At 34.6% G+C, this 18,466-nt stretch carries 18 protein-coding genes and 2 tRNA genes; 10 read left to right on the forward strand and 10 right to left on the reverse strand.

Annotated elements, in window-relative coordinates; all coding sequences use genetic code 11:
- Positions 1–2: 2 nt before the first annotated feature.
- A tRNA-Leu gene (locus K7G79_RS00155) sits at positions 3–87 on the reverse strand.
- A 267-nt stretch (positions 88–354) separates the two neighbouring features.
- Between K7G79_RS00155 and K7G79_RS00160 the strand changes: the two genes are divergently transcribed.
- Positions 355–1,401 (forward strand): sugar kinase, encoded by a 1,047-nt coding sequence (locus K7G79_RS00160; RefSeq protein ID WP_223548015.1) that lies wholly within the window; start codon positions 355–357, stop codon positions 1,399–1,401.
- A 35-nt stretch (positions 1,402–1,436) separates the two neighbouring features.
- Positions 1,437–2,108: a bifunctional 4-hydroxy-2-oxoglutarate aldolase/2-dehydro-3-deoxy-phosphogluconate aldolase gene (locus K7G79_RS00165; RefSeq protein ID WP_223548017.1), complete on the forward strand. Its 672-nt coding sequence runs from the start codon at positions 1,437–1,439 to the stop codon at positions 2,106–2,108.
- 236 nt (positions 2,109–2,344) lie between these two features.
- Here the strand turns inward: K7G79_RS00165 and K7G79_RS00170 are convergent.
- Positions 2,345–2,417 (reverse strand) — tRNA-Lys (locus K7G79_RS00170).
- A 134-nt stretch (positions 2,418–2,551) separates the two neighbouring features.
- Between K7G79_RS00170 and K7G79_RS00175 the strand changes: the two genes are divergently transcribed.
- Positions 2,552–3,070 (forward strand): shikimate kinase, encoded by a 519-nt coding sequence (locus K7G79_RS00175; protein WP_223548019.1) that lies wholly within the window; start codon positions 2,552–2,554, stop codon positions 3,068–3,070.
- On the opposite strand, the gene K7G79_RS00180 is transcribed toward K7G79_RS00175, so the two are convergent.
- On the reverse strand, positions 3,062–3,565 hold the full coding sequence (locus K7G79_RS00180; protein ID WP_223548021.1) for a phosphoribosyltransferase family protein: 504 nt from the start codon (positions 3,563–3,565) through the stop codon (positions 3,062–3,064). The genes K7G79_RS00175 and K7G79_RS00180 overlap by 9 nt on opposite strands.
- Before the next feature lie 28 nt (positions 3,566–3,593).
- Complete coding sequence (locus K7G79_RS00185; RefSeq protein ID WP_223548023.1) at positions 3,594–3,965, reverse strand: RNA-binding S4 domain-containing protein; 372 nt, start codon at positions 3,963–3,965, stop codon at positions 3,594–3,596.
- 290 nt (positions 3,966–4,255) lie between these two features.
- On the opposite strand from K7G79_RS00185, the gene K7G79_RS00190 reads away from it, so the two are divergent.
- The 3 genes from K7G79_RS00190 to K7G79_RS00200 all read left to right on the forward strand — a co-directional run bounded on the left by K7G79_RS00190 (position 4,256) and on the right by K7G79_RS00200 (position 6,603).
- Positions 4,256–5,194 (forward strand): FKBP-type peptidyl-prolyl cis-trans isomerase, encoded by a 939-nt coding sequence (locus K7G79_RS00190; protein WP_223548025.1) that lies wholly within the window; start codon positions 4,256–4,258, stop codon positions 5,192–5,194.
- A 100-nt stretch (positions 5,195–5,294) separates the two neighbouring features.
- Entirely contained in the window at positions 5,295–5,885 is a 591-nt protein-coding gene (locus K7G79_RS00195; protein ID WP_223548026.1) for a Crp/Fnr family transcriptional regulator, read from the forward strand.
- A 145-nt stretch (positions 5,886–6,030) separates the two neighbouring features.
- A complete protein-coding gene (locus K7G79_RS00200) occupies positions 6,031–6,603 on the forward strand; it encodes a YceI family protein (RefSeq protein ID WP_223548028.1) in 573 nt (190 codons plus the stop codon).
- 53 nt (positions 6,604–6,656) lie between these two features.
- Here K7G79_RS00200 and K7G79_RS00205 read toward each other — a convergent pair whose 3' ends face one another.
- From K7G79_RS00205 to K7G79_RS00225, 5 genes are all read right to left on the reverse strand, one after another.
- Complete coding sequence (locus K7G79_RS00205) at positions 6,657–7,835, reverse strand: class I SAM-dependent methyltransferase (RefSeq protein ID WP_223548030.1); 1,179 nt, start codon at positions 7,833–7,835, stop codon at positions 6,657–6,659.
- Positions 7,836–7,840: 5 nt separating this feature from the next.
- Positions 7,841–8,929, reverse strand: a complete 1,089-nt coding sequence (locus K7G79_RS00210; RefSeq protein ID WP_223548032.1) for an AI-2E family transporter — start codon at positions 8,927–8,929, stop codon at positions 7,841–7,843.
- 140 nt (positions 8,930–9,069) lie between these two features.
- Entirely contained in the window at positions 9,070–9,498 is a 429-nt protein-coding gene (locus tag K7G79_RS00215) for a DUF4268 domain-containing protein (protein WP_223548034.1), read from the reverse strand.
- Positions 9,498–10,172, reverse strand: coding sequence for a ZIP family metal transporter (locus tag K7G79_RS00220; RefSeq protein WP_223548036.1), 675 nt, complete (start codon positions 10,170–10,172; stop codon positions 9,498–9,500). Before K7G79_RS00220 ends, K7G79_RS00215 begins: the two co-directional genes overlap by 1 nt.
- A 9-nt stretch (positions 10,173–10,181) precedes the next feature.
- Positions 10,182–10,913 (reverse strand): bifunctional 2-polyprenyl-6-hydroxyphenol methylase/3-demethylubiquinol 3-O-methyltransferase UbiG, encoded by a 732-nt coding sequence (locus K7G79_RS00225; protein ID WP_223548038.1) that lies wholly within the window; start codon positions 10,911–10,913, stop codon positions 10,182–10,184.
- Between the two features lie 168 nt (positions 10,914–11,081).
- Here K7G79_RS00225 and K7G79_RS00230 point away from each other — a divergent pair, with 168 nt between their 5' ends.
- From K7G79_RS00230 to K7G79_RS00245, 4 genes are all read left to right on the forward strand, one after another.
- Entirely contained in the window at positions 11,082–12,239 is a 1,158-nt protein-coding gene (locus K7G79_RS00230; protein ID WP_223548039.1) for a class I SAM-dependent RNA methyltransferase, read from the forward strand.
- A 291-nt stretch (positions 12,240–12,530) separates the two neighbouring features.
- Positions 12,531–14,390, forward strand: coding sequence for a DNA topoisomerase IV subunit B (locus K7G79_RS00235; protein ID WP_223548041.1), 1,860 nt, complete (start codon positions 12,531–12,533; stop codon positions 14,388–14,390).
- The gene (locus K7G79_RS00240; RefSeq protein WP_223548043.1) at positions 14,391–14,876 is read left to right on the forward strand and encodes a hypothetical protein; all 486 of its coding nucleotides are present in this window, start codon (positions 14,391–14,393) and stop codon (positions 14,874–14,876) included.
- Between the two features lie 45 nt (positions 14,877–14,921).
- Entirely contained in the window at positions 14,922–17,579 is a 2,658-nt protein-coding gene (locus K7G79_RS00245) for a DNA gyrase/topoisomerase IV subunit A (RefSeq protein ID WP_223548044.1), read from the forward strand.
- Here the strand turns inward: K7G79_RS00245 and K7G79_RS00250 are convergent.
- Positions 17,576–18,364 (reverse strand): TerC family protein, encoded by a 789-nt coding sequence (locus tag K7G79_RS00250; protein WP_223548045.1) that lies wholly within the window; start codon positions 18,362–18,364, stop codon positions 17,576–17,578. The two genes, K7G79_RS00245 and K7G79_RS00250, sit on opposite strands and share 4 nt — an antisense overlap.
- Positions 18,365–18,466: the final 102 nt, after the last annotated feature.

Genomic DNA, 18,466 nt, shown 5'->3' on the forward strand with positions numbered 1-18,466 from the left:
AGTGCGCACGAGAAGACTCGAACTTCCACGACCTAAGTGGTCATTAGGCCCTCAACCTAACGCGTCTACCAATTCCGCCACGTGCGCAAAAATAGAAAGCAGCAAAAATAGAAAAAGTTAAGCAATAATAGTTAACTTTTTTATTGTAATTGGTCTTGTGTTTTTTCTAAATATTGCAGATACAATATAGTGGGATTTGTATATGTTTTTAAATATCTAATTTTATTTTTTTAAATAGAGAAGTAAATAGTAATAAAATAATAGCAATAGTTTAGGATACGACTGATCTCATTTTTATGGAAATTAATATATTTGGCACAAAATAAAATAATTCAGATTAACTAATAAAATAGAATGAGTAAAGTAGTCACATTCGGAGAGATCATGTTACGATTGGCTCCAGAAGGTTTTTTAAGGTTTTCGCAGGCCAGTAGTTTTGATGTGGTTTATGGTGGTGGTGAGTCTAACGTAGCCGTATCGTTGGCCAATTATGGGATTCCGGTGGATTTTGTAACACGTTTACCCAAGAATGATATAGGTGAATGTGCGATGATGGAGCTGCGAAAAAGAGGTGTGGGTGTGGACAAGATTATTTGGGGTGGCGACCGATTGGGTATCTATTTTCTGGAAACTGGAGCCGTGTCAAGGGGCAGTAAAGTAGTTTATGACAGGGCACATTCGGCGATGTCTGAAATCAAACTGGGAATGATAGATTGGGATGAAGTTTTTGAGGGTGTGGAATGGTTCCATTGGACGGGGATTACACCTGCAATATCTCAAGGTTCTGCAGATGTTTGCTTGGAGGCTGTAAAAGTGGCTAGCAAAAAAGGTATTACTATTTCAACAGACTTGAACTATAGGGCCAAGTTATGGAAGTATTGTGATGCGGCTCATAGAGAGTCCATTATGACAGAGCTTACCTCATATTGTGATATTGTTTTAGGTAATGAAGAAGATGCAGAGATGCACTTCGGGATTAAGCCAGAGGGGATTAGTGTACAGACCGAAGGGCACAACGTTAAAGCAGAAGCCTTTTTGTCGGTATGCCAACAAATGATGAAGAAGTTCCCAAAGGCCAAGAAGGTAATTACCACTTTGCGAGGATCCATTTCAGCTTCACATAACACTTGGGCAGGTGTACTCTATGATGGAAAGACCTTGTTTGAGACACGCCAGTACCAGATTACAGATATAGTTGATAGAGTTGGAGGAGGAGATTCTTTTATGGGTGGATTGATTTACGGTTTGTTGAGATATCCGGAAGACGATCAAAACGCATTGGATTTTGCCGTGGCGGCATCCTGTTTGAAGCATACCATTAAGGGAGATGCCAATTTGGTGACCGTAGCTGAAGTGGAAAAGCTCATGGGGGGAGATGCCTCGGGGCGTGTGGCACGATAAACCTAAAAATAAAATAAAGCTAATTTAAAAAAACAATGGCACAATATACAAGAATTGAAGTGGCTCAGGTGATGAAGGATACGGGAATGGTTCCCCTGTTCTTCAATAGTGATTTAGAATTGAGCAAGAAGGTATTAAAGGCTTGTTATGATGGTGGGGCACGTTTGTTGGAGTTTACAGCACGAGGGGATTTTGCACATGAAGTATATGGAGAACTTGCCAAATATGCCATAAAAGAACTTCCAGGGATGATCATGGGTGTGGGTTCGGTTACCGATGCTGCCCAAGCGAGTTTGTATATGGCTTTAGGAGCCAATTTTATTGTTACACCCGTGTTAAGGGAAGATATTGCCATAGCATGTAACAGAAGAAAGGTATTATGGTCCCCTGGTTGTGGTAGCCTTACGGAAATAGCACGAGCAGAAGAATTGGGCTGTGAAATCGTAAAATTGTTCCCAGGAGATATTTATGGTCCCCAGTTCGTAAAGGGTGTCAAGGGACCCCAACCATGGACGAGCATCATGCCAACTGGAGGTGTGTCTCCAACAGAGGATAATCTAAAGGGCTGGTTCAATGCAGGTGTAACTTGTGTGGGAATGGGCTCACAGCTAATAACTAAGACCATTATTGCCGCTAAAAATTTTAAAAAACTTCAACAAGATGTAAAAGATGCATTAGCTTTAATAAAGAAAGTTAGAGGTTGTTAATTAATGTGTTATTGATCCTTTTTAGTTGTAATAAAGACTAAAAATGCATGATTGATTTAGTGTTATATATTATAAATTTACAACTAATTGGTGAATGGTTTTATAAAAAGTAAGGATTCACGGAATATTGATTCTACAAAATACGTTTAATTGATATCAATATAAACATGAAGAAAATAAAAAAGCCTGAAAACATTAAGTTTCAGGCTTTTTAAATTATCTTGAAAAATTTCCAGTGACCGGGCTGGGGCTCGAACCCAGGACCCTCTCCTTAAAAGGGAGATGCTCTACCAACTGAGCTACCCGGTCTTTCGCAGTACCTTCCGTAATGCGGGTGCAAATATAAAATGTTTAATCTATAAAACAATGCTTTTTTTGAATTAATTTTCGTTTTTTTGCATCACTTTATTCTATGTTTTTAATAATCAATTTGTAACCGTAAAATGATAGTAGTTTTAATAGGGTATATGGCATCTGGAAAGTCTACCATTGGGAAAATGTTGGCTGAAAAACTGAACTATGATTTTATCGATTTAGACGATTACATAGAAACTTCTGAAAATAAACCGGTTTCAAATATCTTTAAAACCAAGGGTGAAATTTATTTTAGAAAACAGGAAACCCATTATTTAAAGGAATTATTGCAATCAAAAAATAACATCGTATTATCATTGGGTGGAGGTACGCCTTGTTTTGGAGACAATATGGATATAGTATTGAATTCAAATGCTAAGAGCATCTATTTAAGGACATCTATTAATACCTTGGTTGAAAGATTAAAGACAGAAAAGAGCAAACGCCCATTGATTGCACATATCGAAACCGATGAGTCGCTAATTGAATTTATAGGTAAACATCTTTTTGAGCGTGTTGCCTATTACAATAAAGCAAATCTGATACTTTCAACTGATAATAAAGCGGAAAACGATATTGTTGAAGAATTGGTTGCGAATTTATTCTAAAATTACCTCGCAATTATTGCCCTCGAGAATCACTTCAACGTGTTCATGTAAGGATGTTGATAATGAAATACCTTTAAAATCGGCTTTAACAGGATATTGCTTATGGTTTCTGTTTACCAAAACAGCTGTTTTAAATTGCTTTAAAGGTACATCTAAAAAATGCTTTACACCATATATTAAGGTTGAACCTGAGTATAATACATCATCAACTAAAACCAAAGACTTATTTATATATTCTGAAGGCGGGATAGAAGTCTTAATTTCTGTTCTAGGATTTTTTTTGTCCATATGAACTTCACAAAGTATGGGTTTAATATTAGATATATCTTGAAGCGTTTTTTTTATTTTTTTTGCCAACAAAACACCATTATTGGCTATACCAGCTATAATAATTTCACTTTCATTGATATTACTTTCATAAATTTGATAAGCAATTCTTCTAATCTTATTTTTAATGTCATCGTGATGTAAAATCACATTATTTTTAATAGTCATTCCCGTGCAATTGATTTAAGTTATAAAATTACTCATTTTCTTCAGTAAAATTATCAATATCCCTTCTATCTTTTTTAGTTGGTCGTCCAACACCCTTTTTACGATAGTAATCTTTTGCAAACTGTAATAGTTCCTGGGCTTCAAAAGCTTCTTTTGGGGTAGTGTCTGTCCTATAAATATCCACTAATTTTGCACCAACCCTGTTGTCCGGAACATCATTAATGATAAACGTATAATTTATTTGGTTTTTACGTATTTCAATTTTATCCTGTGGGTAAACTTCCCTGCTGGGTTTGGCAACGTCTTTATTTATCTTTACTTGACCTTTTTTACAAGCGGCAGTGGCTAGTGATCTTGTTTTAAAATATCTAACACACCATAAATACTTGTCTATACGCATATTATTTAGTCTAAAAACTACGTTAATGTTGTTGTGCAAAATTATATTTAAATTGTATCTTGCGCCTCAAAAATAACAATAATGAAACGGTTATAAATAAATTAATCATTATTTAGTTCACGACTGTTACTTTTTCACTACTAAAAAACATATCATATGAAATGAGCAAAAACAAATTTAATTTTTTGCATGCCGTCGAAAGGATTGAGTTTTTTGATGAAGCGCACGGGTTAATTTAAGCAGAAAATTTTATTTGTTACCATTTCACCTAAAATAAAAATTTTAAATTGATGAAAATAGAAAGATTAGCTTTAGTTGTTTTATGTACTTTAATTGGTATTGTATCTTGTAAAAAAGATGATAATGGTTCAGATATAACTCCTGTTGAAGTTAGGGATCGTACAGAGCAGCAAATGGCAGACAATGATTCTCTTGTTGAATATTTAAACAATCATTATTATAATTCCGAAGTTTTAGCTGGATTAGAAGACCCTAGTCTTTCAGATATTGTAATTACTAAATTAGAAGATGGTGAAAGTATACCAACGGGACATAAACGGTTAATGGATGATATTGAAACTAACGATTTGGTCTATGCAGAAACAGATTATAAAGTTTATATTTTAAGGTTAAACCAAGGTGGCGGTATCAAATCTCCCACATTTGCGGATGAAGTTAGAATATTTTATGAAGGTTTTTTACTAAGTGGGGAGGTTTTTGATAGTGCAAGTACACCTGTCGATTTCGATTTGGTTTCGCTTATTCCAGGTTGGAGAAAAGTAATACCTACATTTAATGTTGCAGAATCCTTTCTTGAAGTAGGAGATGGTACTGTAGATTATAAAAATACAGGATTAGGTGTTATGTTTTTACCTTCGGGATTGGGTTATTTTTCAAATGCTACTTCAGCAATACCTGCCTACAGTCCAATTATTTTTAAGTTTGAATTGGTACAAATGTTTGAAAATGACCATGATGGAGATGGTATTCTATCTTATCTTGAAGATTTGAATGGTGATGGTGAGTTTATTGTAAATACTGAGGATTTAACGGATGCTGCAGATGATGATACAGATGGGGACTCCATACCAGACTATGCAGATAACGATGATGATGGTGATGGTATTCTAACTAAAGATGAAGATATTGATGGAGATGGAGATCCAAGAAATGATGATACAAACGGTAACGGGGTACCAAACTATTTAGACCCAGAAGATAAAGGTTGAAAATCTTTTTTATACTTATTAATTAAATAACTTTTGTCTCTGTAAATTAAAAAGTAAATGGGTTGTATACTTGGGTAATGTCTAAAATTTACAGATAAGCATGAACAAACAAAAGGCTCAACCACTTATCGATTATATCAACAAGTATGTTTTACTTACACCTGAAGAGGAAAACATATTATTATCATTCATACGTTTTCGCAGGTACTTAAAAGGACAATATATTGTACAGCAAGGTGATGTTTGTAAACATGAATGTTTTGTATTGTCTGGTTGTACAAAAACATTCTATATAGATGGGGAAGGACAAGAACATATCATCATGTTTTCAATTGAAGATTGGTGGGCTTCAGATATGGGAAGTTTTATAACCCAAACGCCGGCCGATTTTAATATTCAATGCTTGGAACATACCGAGCTGGTCATGTTTTCTTATGACACCATAGAAGACCTTTATGTTAAAATCCCGAAGTTGGAGCGTTTTTTTAGACAAATAATTGAAAAAGCATTTGTGGCCTCACAGAAACGAATTGTTAGGAACTTTAGTTTAACGGCAAAAGATCAGTATCTCTATTTTAAGGAGCAATACCCTGAAATTGAACAGCGTATTCCACAATACATGGTGGCTTCTTACCTTGGTATTACAAAGGAATTTTTGAGCAAAATTAAAAGCCAGTTGGCTTTGGAATAGACCAATAATTAGCCGTTTCTCAATTTTCATTCAATTATAATTAAACTAGTTTAATATAATTTCATAATCTAGTTCATTTTTATTAACGTCAATACTTTAGATCTTTGTAACACAAAATTTTTACTAAAATTAAAAGAATAGAATAATGAAGAATTCAATTAAAACAGTATTAGTATTAGTGGCCTTTGTATCATTTTCCTTTACGACATTAAAAAGGGAAATTAAAGCCATTAAAATTGAAGAGAGTAAAGTTGTATGGAAAGGTTATAAAGTTACAGGTTCTCACCATGGAACCATAGCAATTCAATCTGGTGAGTTGGTTTTTGAAGAAGATAAATTGGTAGGAGGGGAATTTGTAATTGATATGAAGTCTATTACCGTTAATGATTTACAAGGTGAATACAAAGGGAAATTGGAGGGGCACTTAAAGTCTGATGATTTTTTTGGTGTAGCAAATCATCCTACATCATCATTAGTGTTCACGAATGTAGAATCTAGTGGGAAAAATGCCTACACCGTTACGGGCGACTTAACCATTAAGGGTATTACAAACCCGATTACCTTCACTATGTCTGTTTATGGCAGTAAGGCTACGGCATCATTAAAGATTGATCGGTCTAAATATGATGTAAGATATCGTTCTACAAGCTTTTTCGATAATTTGAAAGATAAAGCGATTTACGATGAATTTGATTTGGTTTCAGATCTCCAGTTTTAAATTAATACTGATTGATGGTTAAGAAGCGTTCATTTTTTGAACGCTTTTTTGTGTTAGACTTTTCGGGTTATTATAACGAGTTTTTTACCCTTTAAATTGGAAGTAAAAAAGAGATAGAGGTCTCCACCATCTTTTATATTTAGTTTTTTTCTTATTTGTGTTACGCTTTCAGGAAAGTTTCTTGTTGTGATGTTGGCTTTTGTGATATTTGTTTTTTTTAACTCTTTTTTACTGTAAGGCAAAACGGCTTCAATTTTAAATACTCTCCCTGGGAAATCAATCAGATTATCATTGGTGTATAAATGAGAATGTTGATGCAGTTTATAAAGGTTAAGTTTATTTGAAACAGAATGAAAGCCACCTGCTTTTAATATGGCGCTGTTGGGTTCGTATAAATAGGTAAGTGGATTACTATATTTTGTTTCAGCCGATTTTTCAAAATCAAATAAAAAATCAAATTTTTCTTTTCCTAGTTTTTTTAAGTTAATGGTTTTAATTAAAATATTGTCCTTAAATCCGTCTTCCAAAATCCAAAGCAATTCTTTAACCTCGTTGTTTACTGCTACAACATGAATGGTCTTAACATGCTTTAATTCATTTATACCTGCAGATATATCAAGTAACGGTGAAGTTTTAATCATAATGTTTTTGGAATGCTGAAAGAGTAAATTCAAATGACTTGGAACATTGGGTAAACAATCTTTTAAAAAGAAAACCTTTCCTTTAGAATCATGTCTTCTGGAGGGGTCAACGTAAATCCAATTAAACTTTTCAGTGATAGTTTCTAGATGACTAATTCCATCTACAGCATGTGTTTCTATATTGGTTATCCCTAATTGTTTATAGTTGTGGGCTACAATAGTAGAAAGGTGTGTGTCTAATTCACAATGTGCTACGTTGTTAAACCACTTGGAAAAATATAGACAGTCTACACCAAAGCCACCTGTAAGATCTATTAAGGAATTTCCTTTTATTAAGTTTGATTTATATGCTGCGGTAATTTCAGATGAGGTTTGCTCTATGTTAAGTTTATTGGGATAATAAATGCCTTTGCAATTAAACCATGTTGGGAGTTTTTTTTTACTTCGTTTTTTGGCTTCAATCTGCTCTATAATGTCTCTAGTTTCAACAGCTTCAAAAGAGGTGCCTTTTAAGAGAATTTTATTGATACTATAATCTAAATTCTCTTTAATGAATTCTTGAATTTCAGTATTTAAAATTGATTTATTCAAAAAAACTATAAATCCTTAGTTAGCTTTTTTACAATCTTGTTTTCCGATAAAAAGGCCTTTAAAATAACTTTAATCGAAGTATAGGCAGGTACTGCTATAATCAAGCCCAAAACACCAAACAATATCCCAGCAATAAGTATTACTAAAAATATTTCTAACGGGTGCGATTTTACACTCTTTGAAAAAATAATTGGCTGACTAAAAAAGTTATCAACTAGCTGTCCAATGGCTATAACCAAAAGTACCCATAATGTTTTATGCATAATAACTTCACTAAAACTTTGGTCCAAACTACTGGTCATTGTTAAAGTTAGCATTAAAAAGGCTCCAATGAGGGGGCCAACGTAAGGGATTAAATTAAGTAAAGCACACAAAAATGCAATAACTATTGCATTATCTACACCAATAATGAATAGACCTATAGTGTAGATGATAAAAAGGATTAAAATTTGAAAAATGAGTCCTACAAAATATCTGGACAGTAAATCTTTTATTTTGGCTGAAGAGGTTTCCCAACGTGTTTCCTTGTTGTCTGGTATTAAAGTTAATATTGCATTTTCAAACAATCTACTATCCTTTAAAAAGAAAAACGAAATAAACAATACTGAGAATAATCCAATACTAAAACTACCCAAACCACTAACCACCGAGTTTAAAAAATTTGGGATTACAGAGTAATCTATTTTTGAAAGCAGGTTAGAATCCTTTAAGGATTGTTCTACGTCAATTTGATGTAAATTAAAGTAACCAACAATCTCTGAATATAAATGTTCAATATTACTTTGCAGTTCATTAATATTTAAAAGGGATAAATTGTGGCCTTGTTCAATGATGAGCGGAATGAATAGTCCCATCAAACCAATGAAAATACTTAAAAGCAGTAGCATTGAAACAACTACTGCAATGGTGTTTTTAAATTTTAAACGACGCTGTAAAAACAATACAATAGGCCTTCCAATAAGCGAAATTACTACTGCTATGGCAATGTAGCCTATAACCGATTGTATTTTGAAAAGAAAATAAAGGACCAATAAAATACCAACTATAATAGCTATTGCCCTTAAAATACCTTTTGAAATCGTTTTAGAATCCACTTAAATAGGTTTTGTTAAGTAAATCTAGTTATTTCATTTAATAAATAAAAGTTTAAAAAGGGATATGTATGATAAGTAGAGTGATACCAACAAGTTTTTGTCTTTTGTTTTGTTATACGCAATGAGAAGTTAGTATAGTCTTACCCCTCAATAACTTCTTTATATTCTAAAAAAAAGGCTTCAAATAAAGTCATGGTATCATTAAAGAATACCATCACTTGTTGCCAAGAGTTTTTATTATGAATGGAGGCTTTTAATTCCAATGGTACATAAATACGGGAAATTTCTTTGTTATTGTCTAAAATATAGGCCTCTTCATAAATTGCGTTAGGTAGATAGTTGTCCAGCAGAATTGATTTTAAAGCGACTAACTTTTCCCAGTAGTTTATGCGGTGTTCCAAATCGTCCTCTAAATCCAAGGCTACCAGTGCTTTTTTTGTGTCAAAATGAAATTTAAAGCTTAGACCTTTGAGTTTGGTATTGTATAAAATCCATTTTTGTGGAAAGGATTTTCCAAAGCTAATCCAAAATTCCTGACGTAATAAGCGCGATTCTTCCTTGCTAAACATTAGATTATATAAGCTGTTGCGACCCCAAGAATAATTGCAATGAATTTTGAAAGGTTAAACTTATGTCCGTCACTGCTTTCAAACAAAATGGTGGTAGAAATATGAAAAAAGATACCTATAACCACAGCATTGATAATTTGGGAATAATCTGCAATAGCAGTAGAGTTATTGGATATTAAGGTACCTAATGGTGTCATTACCGCAAATACCAATAGAAAAAAGGCAATCTGTATTTTACTATATTCAGAATGTAGTAAAAACACGGTTATAAGTGTAGCAATTGGGATTTTATGGATGAGTACACCGTAAACCATATCGTTATGCTCGTGTATTGGGAAACCTTCTAAAAAACTATGGATACAAAGGCTTATAAACAACAACCAAGGGAAAACCGTTTCATTTTTGCGTAAGTGTACATGCCCATGTTCTGCACCCTTTGAGAACAGTTCCAATACAATCTGCAACAAAATACCACACATAATATATAGCCCAGTGAGCTTAGCCTCTAAATGATGATAAACTTCTGGGAGCAATTCAAAAAGGGTGAGGGCCAATAAAAAAGCACCACTAAAGGAAAGTAACAGTTTTACATTCCATGATGTTTTGCTTTTTATAATACTTGCTATTAGTACACCAAGAACTACTGCATAAAAGGGTAATAAATAATCGCTCATAGAAATGTATTATTTAAAAATCATGATTAAACGGTCAGAGGTTTTGGCATCGAACTTACGTAATTTATAATCACCAAAAACTTCCAATAAATTTACTTCAGCTTGATCAAAAAGGGTCTCAAAATCGCTAAGAGTAAAGGCTTTTACGCGTTCGGTAAATTTATATACCTTAGCGTCCACTTCAAATAGGATGTCCTTAAAAATGTAACCATCTTTTTCATATCGGTTTAATCTAAATTCAATACCATCAACTACTTTAATGTTTTCAGGCACTAAATTATCTATAACCCGAGTACTGTTCATGAAATCAATAACACCAAAACCGTATGCTTTTAAATCGCCTTTAATGGCTTTAATGGTATTAAGGTTACTGGCATCATTTTCAAAATAACCAAAACTGGTGAATAGGTTAAACACGGCGTCGAATTCCTTTCCAAACGGTTGGCTCATATCGTGTACTTTAAACCGTAATCTATGGTTTTCGTATTTTTTTGCAAAATTTATACTGTTTTCACTTAAGTCAGCTCCCGTAACATCAAAACCTATTTTATTTAAATAACGTGCATGTCTACCCCTACCGCAAGCCAGGTCTAGAATCGTGCCCCCAATTGGAATATTCAAATAATTGGTTAGGTTGTCCATAAAAGCGTGTGCTTCAGTGGCATCCCTATCTTTGTACAATATGTGGTAATATGGTGTATCAAACCAAGAGGTGTACCAAGTTGTAGTTTTGTTGGTCATAATATTTTGGTAGTTCCCTCGCCCCGATAACTATCGGTGCGGGTAAGGCTTTCCACTATATCCCTGAAACAAGTTCGGGGGATGCCGCTTCTACCTTAACCTATATTTTTGTAATTTTTATGTTTGCCGTAAAATTACATTATTTTTGCAACCTATTCGAATTAAGATATGGAAGAAAATTTTAAAATGGTCGCCAAAACCTTATTTGGTTTTGAGGAGCTATTGGCCAATGAGCTATTACAGCTAGGAGCCCAAAAGATACAAAAAGGGACGCGTATGGTGTCGTTCTACGGTGACAAAGGCTTTATGTACAAGGCTAATTTAGGGTTGCGTACAGCCATTAAAATTTTAAAACCCATAAAAACCTTTTCCGTTAATAATGAAAAAGATCTCTATAACAATATTTATGCGATGGATTGGGGACAATACTTAAGTGCTACAGGAAGCTTGGCCATCGATGCTACGGTGCATTCACATTTGTTTAAACACTCCCTTTTCATTGCTCAAAAAACAAAGGATGCTATAGTTGATAAGTTTCGAAACACTACAGGACACAGACCCAATGTAGATTTAAAATTTCCGGATGTAAAAATTAATGTGCATATTGACAGACATTCGTGTACAGTGTCCTTAGATGCTTCTGGTGACTCCTTGCACAAGCGTGGCTATAAATCGGCTACAAACATTGCTCCTATAAATGAAGTATTGGCAGCTGGATTAATTATGCTGTCTGGTTGGGATGGACAGTGTGATTTTATGGATCCCATGTGTGGTAGTGGCACCCTGCTTATTGAAGCGGCGATGATAGCCTGTAACATTCCACCAAATTTGATGCGCAAAGAGTTTGCATTTGAACGTTGGCAAGATTGGGATGTCGATTTGTTTGAAAAAATTGAAGACTCGCTTTTAAAGAAAACAAGGGACTTTCATTATAAAATTATAGGCTATGATAAAGCACCCAGTGCAGTGGCTAAAGCCAAAGAGAATATAAAGCATGCCCAATTGGAGGATTTTATACATGTTCAGCATGAAGATTTCTTTAAAACCCAAAAGGGAGGCGACCAAAAATTGCATATGGTGTTTAACCCTCCTTATGGTGAACGTTTGAATATCGATATGCAGGATTTTTATAAAAGCATAGGAGATACATTAAAACAAAGCTACCCGGGTACCGATGCATGGTTTATTACCAGCAATTTAGATGCGTTAAAACATGTAGGCTTACGGCCTTCAAGAAAAATTCAACTGTTTAATGCAAAGCTGGAGGCCCGCTTAGTAAAGTATGTGATGTATGAGGGGAGTAAGAAAGGGAAGTATATGAAATAACGAGCATTGTTAAACAACTTGTAAGGAAGAGAATCTGTTCAGTCCAAAATGTCATTCAGAAGAGTAAGGTGATGTGACAATCCCTTTAATTTTACTGGTTATTATAAATTTACATAAGGTTTTATTATTTGTTCTTCAGATCTCACGATGACCTAAAAGATATAGGTGTACTTAACCTAAGGTTCTCAACAATATTGTATTTTTATTGTTAATTACTTTGTTTGGTCGCTGTTTCATTTTTTATGTTGAAATGTTATATTAGCGTTCTATCATTTAATTTCACAAGTATTTATGGCAGTGCAATCTAATTATACCGAAGATAATATACGTTCACTTGACTGGAAGGAACATATTCGTATGCGACCAGGGATGTATATTGGGAAGCTCGGTGACGGATCATCGCCAGATGATGGTATCTATATCCTGTTGAAGGAAGTGCTCGATAACTCCATAGACGAATTTGTTATGGGAGCAGGCAAGACCATTGAAATATCCATACAGGCAAATAAGGTGATTGTTAGAGATTATGGTCGTGGTATTCCACTGGGGAAAGTTGTAGACGTGGTGTCTAAAATGAATACAGGTGGTAAGTATGACACCAAAGCTTTTAAGAAGTCAGTAGGCCTAAACGGGGTGGGTACTAAAGCTGTAAATGCACTTTCCCATTACTTTAGGGTAGAATCTACCAGAGATGGAAAATCTGCTTCAGCAGAATTTGAGCAAGGGAATTTAACCCATCATGAATTGTTGGACGATACCTCGAGACGCAAAGGGACTAAGGTCTCATTTATACCAGATGATTCTATTTTTAAGCACTATAAGTTCCGTAGTGAATATGTGGTAAAAATGCTTAAAAACTATGTTTACCTCAATCCTGGGCTCACCATCGTATTTAACGGGGAAAAATATTTTAGTGAAAATGGATTAAAGGATTTGTTAAGTGATAATAGCAATGAATCTGATTTATTGTATCCTATCATACATTTACGAGGCACCGATATTGAAGTGGCTATTACCCACAGTAAAAGTCAATACAGTGAAGAATACCATTCGTTCGTTAACGGACAAAACACCACTCAGGGTGGAACGCACTTAAATGCCTTTAGGGAAGCTTTGGTAAAAACCATTAGGGAGTTTTACGGAAAAAACTTTGATGCTTCAGATGTTAGAAAATCCATTATAAGTGCCGTAGCCATTAAAGTTATGGAACCTGTTTTCGAGAGCCAGACCAAAACTAAGTTGGGATCAACCGATATGGGTGGTGATTTGCCTACCGTTCGTACTTATATTAATGATTTTGTAAAAACCCATCTCGATAACTTCTTACATAAAAACCCCGATACAGCAGAGAAGATACAACGTAAAATTTTGCAAGCAGAGCGAGAGCGAAAAGAACTGTCTGGAATTCGTAAATTGGCACGTGATCGTGCCAAAAAGGCGAGCTTACATAATAAGAAACTTCGTGATTGCCGTGTACATTTTGGTGATACTAAAAATGAACGAAATTTAGAAACAACTTTATTTATTACCGAAGGAGATTCAGCATCAGGAAGTATTACCAAATCGCGTGATGTAAATACGCAGGCTGTGTTTAGTTTGAAAGGAAAACCCCTTAATTGTTACGGGCTGACCAAAAAAATTGTTTACGAGAACGAAGAATTTAACCTCCTTCAAGCCGCTTTAAATATTGAAGAATCGTTAGAGGATTTACGATATAATAATGTCGTCATTGCTACCGATGCCGATGTGGATGGGATGCACATTCGTCTGTTATTGATAACATTCTTTCTTCAATTTTTCCCTGAATTAATAAAAGAAGGTCATCTATATATTCTACAAACACCCTTGTTTAGGGTCAGGAACAAAAAGGAAACCATTTATTGTTATTCAGAAGAAGAACGATTGAATGCTATTGAAAAGTTAAAGCCTAAGCCTGAAATAACACGATTTAAGGGACTAGGTGAGATATCGCCGGATGAATTTAAACATTTTATAGGAGAAGATATTCGATTAGATCCTGTAATGCTGGATGATAATATGTCCATTGAAGAGCTGTTGGCGTTTTATATGGGTAAGAATACGCCCTCCCGACAGGAGTTTATTATTGATAATTTAAAAGTAGAGTTAGACCTTATTGAAGAAGAAAAATAGATGCGTACCAATAACGGTAAAATTAGAAATATCATCATTTCGGTATATTTTATACTCTTTGTTGCAGCTATAATATCATCTACCGTTTTTAGTTTATTTCAAAATCTTACCGGAAGTCCAAAACTCACTTTTTTTGTCTTGCTATTTGGGTTTATTGGACTGTTTTTGTTGGTTCATTGGATTTCAAGGTATTTTGAATATGATAGTGATGGCATGAAAGTTATTGTCATTAATAAAGGACTGTTATTATCAGATTACTTAAATTACAGGGAGCATAAAGTAGAGTTTGAAAAAAAGGATTTAATCGCTTATAAATTCCATAATTATTTGGTGTATAAAAGTTTGGTGCTTTATTTAAAAAGCCGAAATGGAGGCAGTAAGAAGGTAAGTTTTAATATTACCTTAGTAGACAGAAGAAAACGAAAATATATTAGACAGTCCTTACGGAAAATGATTAAGGCCCACCAAAGCAAAGTAAATTTCTAATAAACATTACTTTAAGTGTTATATTAAGGAAAAAGTTAAAAGTTGATGATAGAAGAAGAGAACGACGATTTAATTAACGAACAGGACAAACCAAAGGAAACCATTACCCGGGTTACCGGGATGTATAAAGACTGGTTTCTTGATTATGCATCGTATGTTATCTTGGAACGTGCAGTACCCGCTATAGAAGATGGTTTTAAACCTGTACAACGGCGTATTATGCATTCCATGAAGGACCTGGACGATGGGCGCTATAATAAGGTAGCTAACATCGTTGGGCATACCATGCAGTATCATCCCCATGGAGATGCCAGTATTGCAGATGCCATGGTTCAGATAGGGCAAAAGGATTTGCTAATAGATACTCAAGGAAACTGGGGTAACATTTTAACAGGAGACAGTGCGGCTGCTTCACGTTACATTGAAGCACGGTTATCAAAATTTGCCTTAGATGTTGTATACAGTCCTAAGATTACCGAGTGGCAGGCCAGTTATGATGGGCGTCGTAAGGAACCTATAAATTTACCGGTTAAGTTTCCTTTGTTATTAGCACAAGGAGGAGAAGGTATAGCTGTCGGCTTGTCTACAAAAATATTACCACATAATTTTGTGGAACTTATAGAAGCCTCTATTAAGCATTTACAGGGTAAACGGTTTACAATTCTTCCTGATTTTCCGACTGCCGGAATTGCCGATTTTTCCAATTATAATGATGGAATGCGTGGAGGCAAAGTGCGCGTGCGCGCTAAAATATCACAACTAGATAAGAACACATTAGTGATTTCTGAAATACCATTTGGAACCACTACATCTTCTTTAATTGATTCCATATTAAAGGCTAATGATAAGGGTAAAATCAAAATCAAACGCATTGAAGACAATACGGCAGCTGAAGTTGAAATATTGGTGCACTTGCCTTCTGGTTTATCCCCTGATAAGACCATTGATGCTCTTTACGCCTTTACTAGTTGTGAATCTTCCATTTCACCTTTAGGTTGTGTCATTGAAGATAATAAGCCTTTATTTATTGGTGTTTCTGAGATGTTGAGACGGTCTACAGACAATACTGTTCAGTTATTAAAACAAGAACTGGAAATAAAGTTAGGCGAACTGGAAGAACAATGGCATTTTGCTTCTTTAGAACGTATTTTTATTGAGAATAGGATTTATCGGGATATTGAGGAAGAAGAAACCTGGGAAGGTGTGATCAATGCCATAGATAAAGGCCTTCAGCCTCATATTAAGCATTTAAAGCGTGCGATTACAGAAGAAGATATTGTGAGGTTAACCGAAATCCGAATTAAACGTATTTCAAAATTTGATATTGATAAAGCCCAACAAAAAATTGAGGCTTTAGAAGAGCAAATAGCTGAAGTAAAGCATCATTTGGCTCATCTTATCGATTATGCTATTGCGTATTTCACCAGGCTGAAAAAAGATTATGGTAAAGGCCGTGAACGCAAAACCGAAATCCGAATTTTTGATGATGTTGATGCTTCAAAGGTGGTTATTAGAAATACGAAGCTTTATGTGAATAGGGAAGAAGGCTTTATTGGTACTGCTTTGCGTCGTGATGAGTATGTATGCGATTGTAGTGATATAGACGATATTATCGTGTTTACAAAACAAGGTAAAATGGTGGTGACCAAAGTAGATACCAAAACCTTTGTTGGTAAGGATATTATTCATGTGTCAGTATTTAAAAAGAAAGACAAGCGTACCATATACAACATGATTTATCGTGATGGCGCACGAGGCCCCTCTTACATCAAACGATTTGCAGTTACTGGTATAACAAGGGATAGGGAATATGACTTAACCAATGAGAACAAGGGGTCAACAATACTGTATTTTTCAGCAAACCCAAATGGTGAGGCAGAAGTGGTTACGGTGCTGCTTCGTCAGGCAGGGAGTATAAAAAAATTAAAATGGGACATCGATTTTGCAGATATTCTTATAAAAGGACGTTCTTCCAAAGGCAATTTGGTAACCAAATATACAGTAAAACGCATTGAGCTTAAAGAAAAAGGTGTCTCTACATTAAAACCACGAAAAATTTGGTTCGACGATGCAGTACAGCGTATCAATGTAGACGGTAGAGGGGAACTTATAGGTGAATTTAGGGGTGAAGATAAACTGTTAATCATTACCCAATCGGGTGTTGTAAAAACTTTTACTCCCGAAGTGACCATGCATTTTGATGATGATATGATCGTTCTTGAAAAGTGGGTCCCCAAAAAACCAATTTCAGTTATCTATTACAATGGAGAAAAGGAATTGTATTATGTAAAGCGCTTTTTAATTGAAAACGAGGGCAAAGAAGAAAGTTTTATTTCAGATCATCCTAACTCTCAATTAGAGATTGTGTCTACCGATTGGAAACCAATGGCTGAGGTGGTGTTTGCTAAAGAACGGGGTAAGGATAGAAAGGACAATATGCAAGTGGATTTGGAAGCATTTATAGCTGTAAAAGGTATTACGGCTTTAGGAAACCAGTTGACAAAAGATAGGGTAAATCAAATAAATCTTTTAGATCCATTGCCTTATGAGGCTCCTGAAGAGGTCCATGCAGATGATTTAGAAGTGGTAGATGAAGAAGAGGTTGTTGGTGAAACAAAAAAAGAGTCAGAGGCTTCAACTAATGGCGAAGCCAATAATGATGATTTAGAAATAGATAGAGAGGGACAGATTACCTTGTTTTAATTAGATGTTTTTTTAGTTCTATAGTTCAAAAATTCTACAAATAGAGAAAAAGCAATAGCAAAGTAAAGATATCCTTTGGGAATTGCCCCTACGTTTTTTTCAAAAAATGTCGTATGTGATAGATGTGCAGCCTCAGTTATTAGCATAAAGCCAATCAAAATCAAAAAGGCAAGCCCGAGCATTTGTATACTGGGGTGTTTGTCAATAAATTTTCTAATGGGATTAGCAAAACCAATCATAATGGCTATTGAGATAACTACAGCTATTATCATTAAAGCTAAATTGTAATTATGATTTTCATGTAACCCATTGGTCATGCCAACGGCAGTTAAAATGGAATCTATTGAAAAAATAAAATCGATAATTAAAATTTGTGTTACAGCTTGGGATAATGAATGGATGTTTTTATTCTTTATCACATTTTTATCATGATTGGGGGTTTCAACTTTTTCTTTTATTTCGGAAGTGCTTTTATAAATTAAGAACAGCCCTCCTAAGAATAGTATGATGGCTTGCCAACTTAGGCCTATACTTAACCAAGTGGTATCAATTTTATAAAATGGCTCCTTTAATGCTGTTAAAAAGCTTACAAAAAACAATAAAGCTATACGTTGAACCATAGCAAGTATTAATCCAATATTTGTTGCTTTGTTTCTTTGTTTTTCCGGTAGCTTATTTGCCGCAATGGAGATAAAAACAATATTGTCTATACCTAAAATAATTTCCAAAAAAGTTAAGGTCAATAATGCCATGATGGCATCACTGGTAAGAAAGAAATCAAACATGAAACTTTGGTTTTATCAAAAATAATAAAAGAAAATGTATGCGCTATCTCTAGAAATCAACTTATTTTATGCATTCAATTAATAAAATTATGCAGGAGCATC

Source organism: Aestuariivivens sp. NBU2969 (assembly GCF_019931125.1).
Classification (GTDB): domain Bacteria; phylum Bacteroidota; class Bacteroidia; order Flavobacteriales; family Flavobacteriaceae; genus Aestuariivivens; species Aestuariivivens marinum.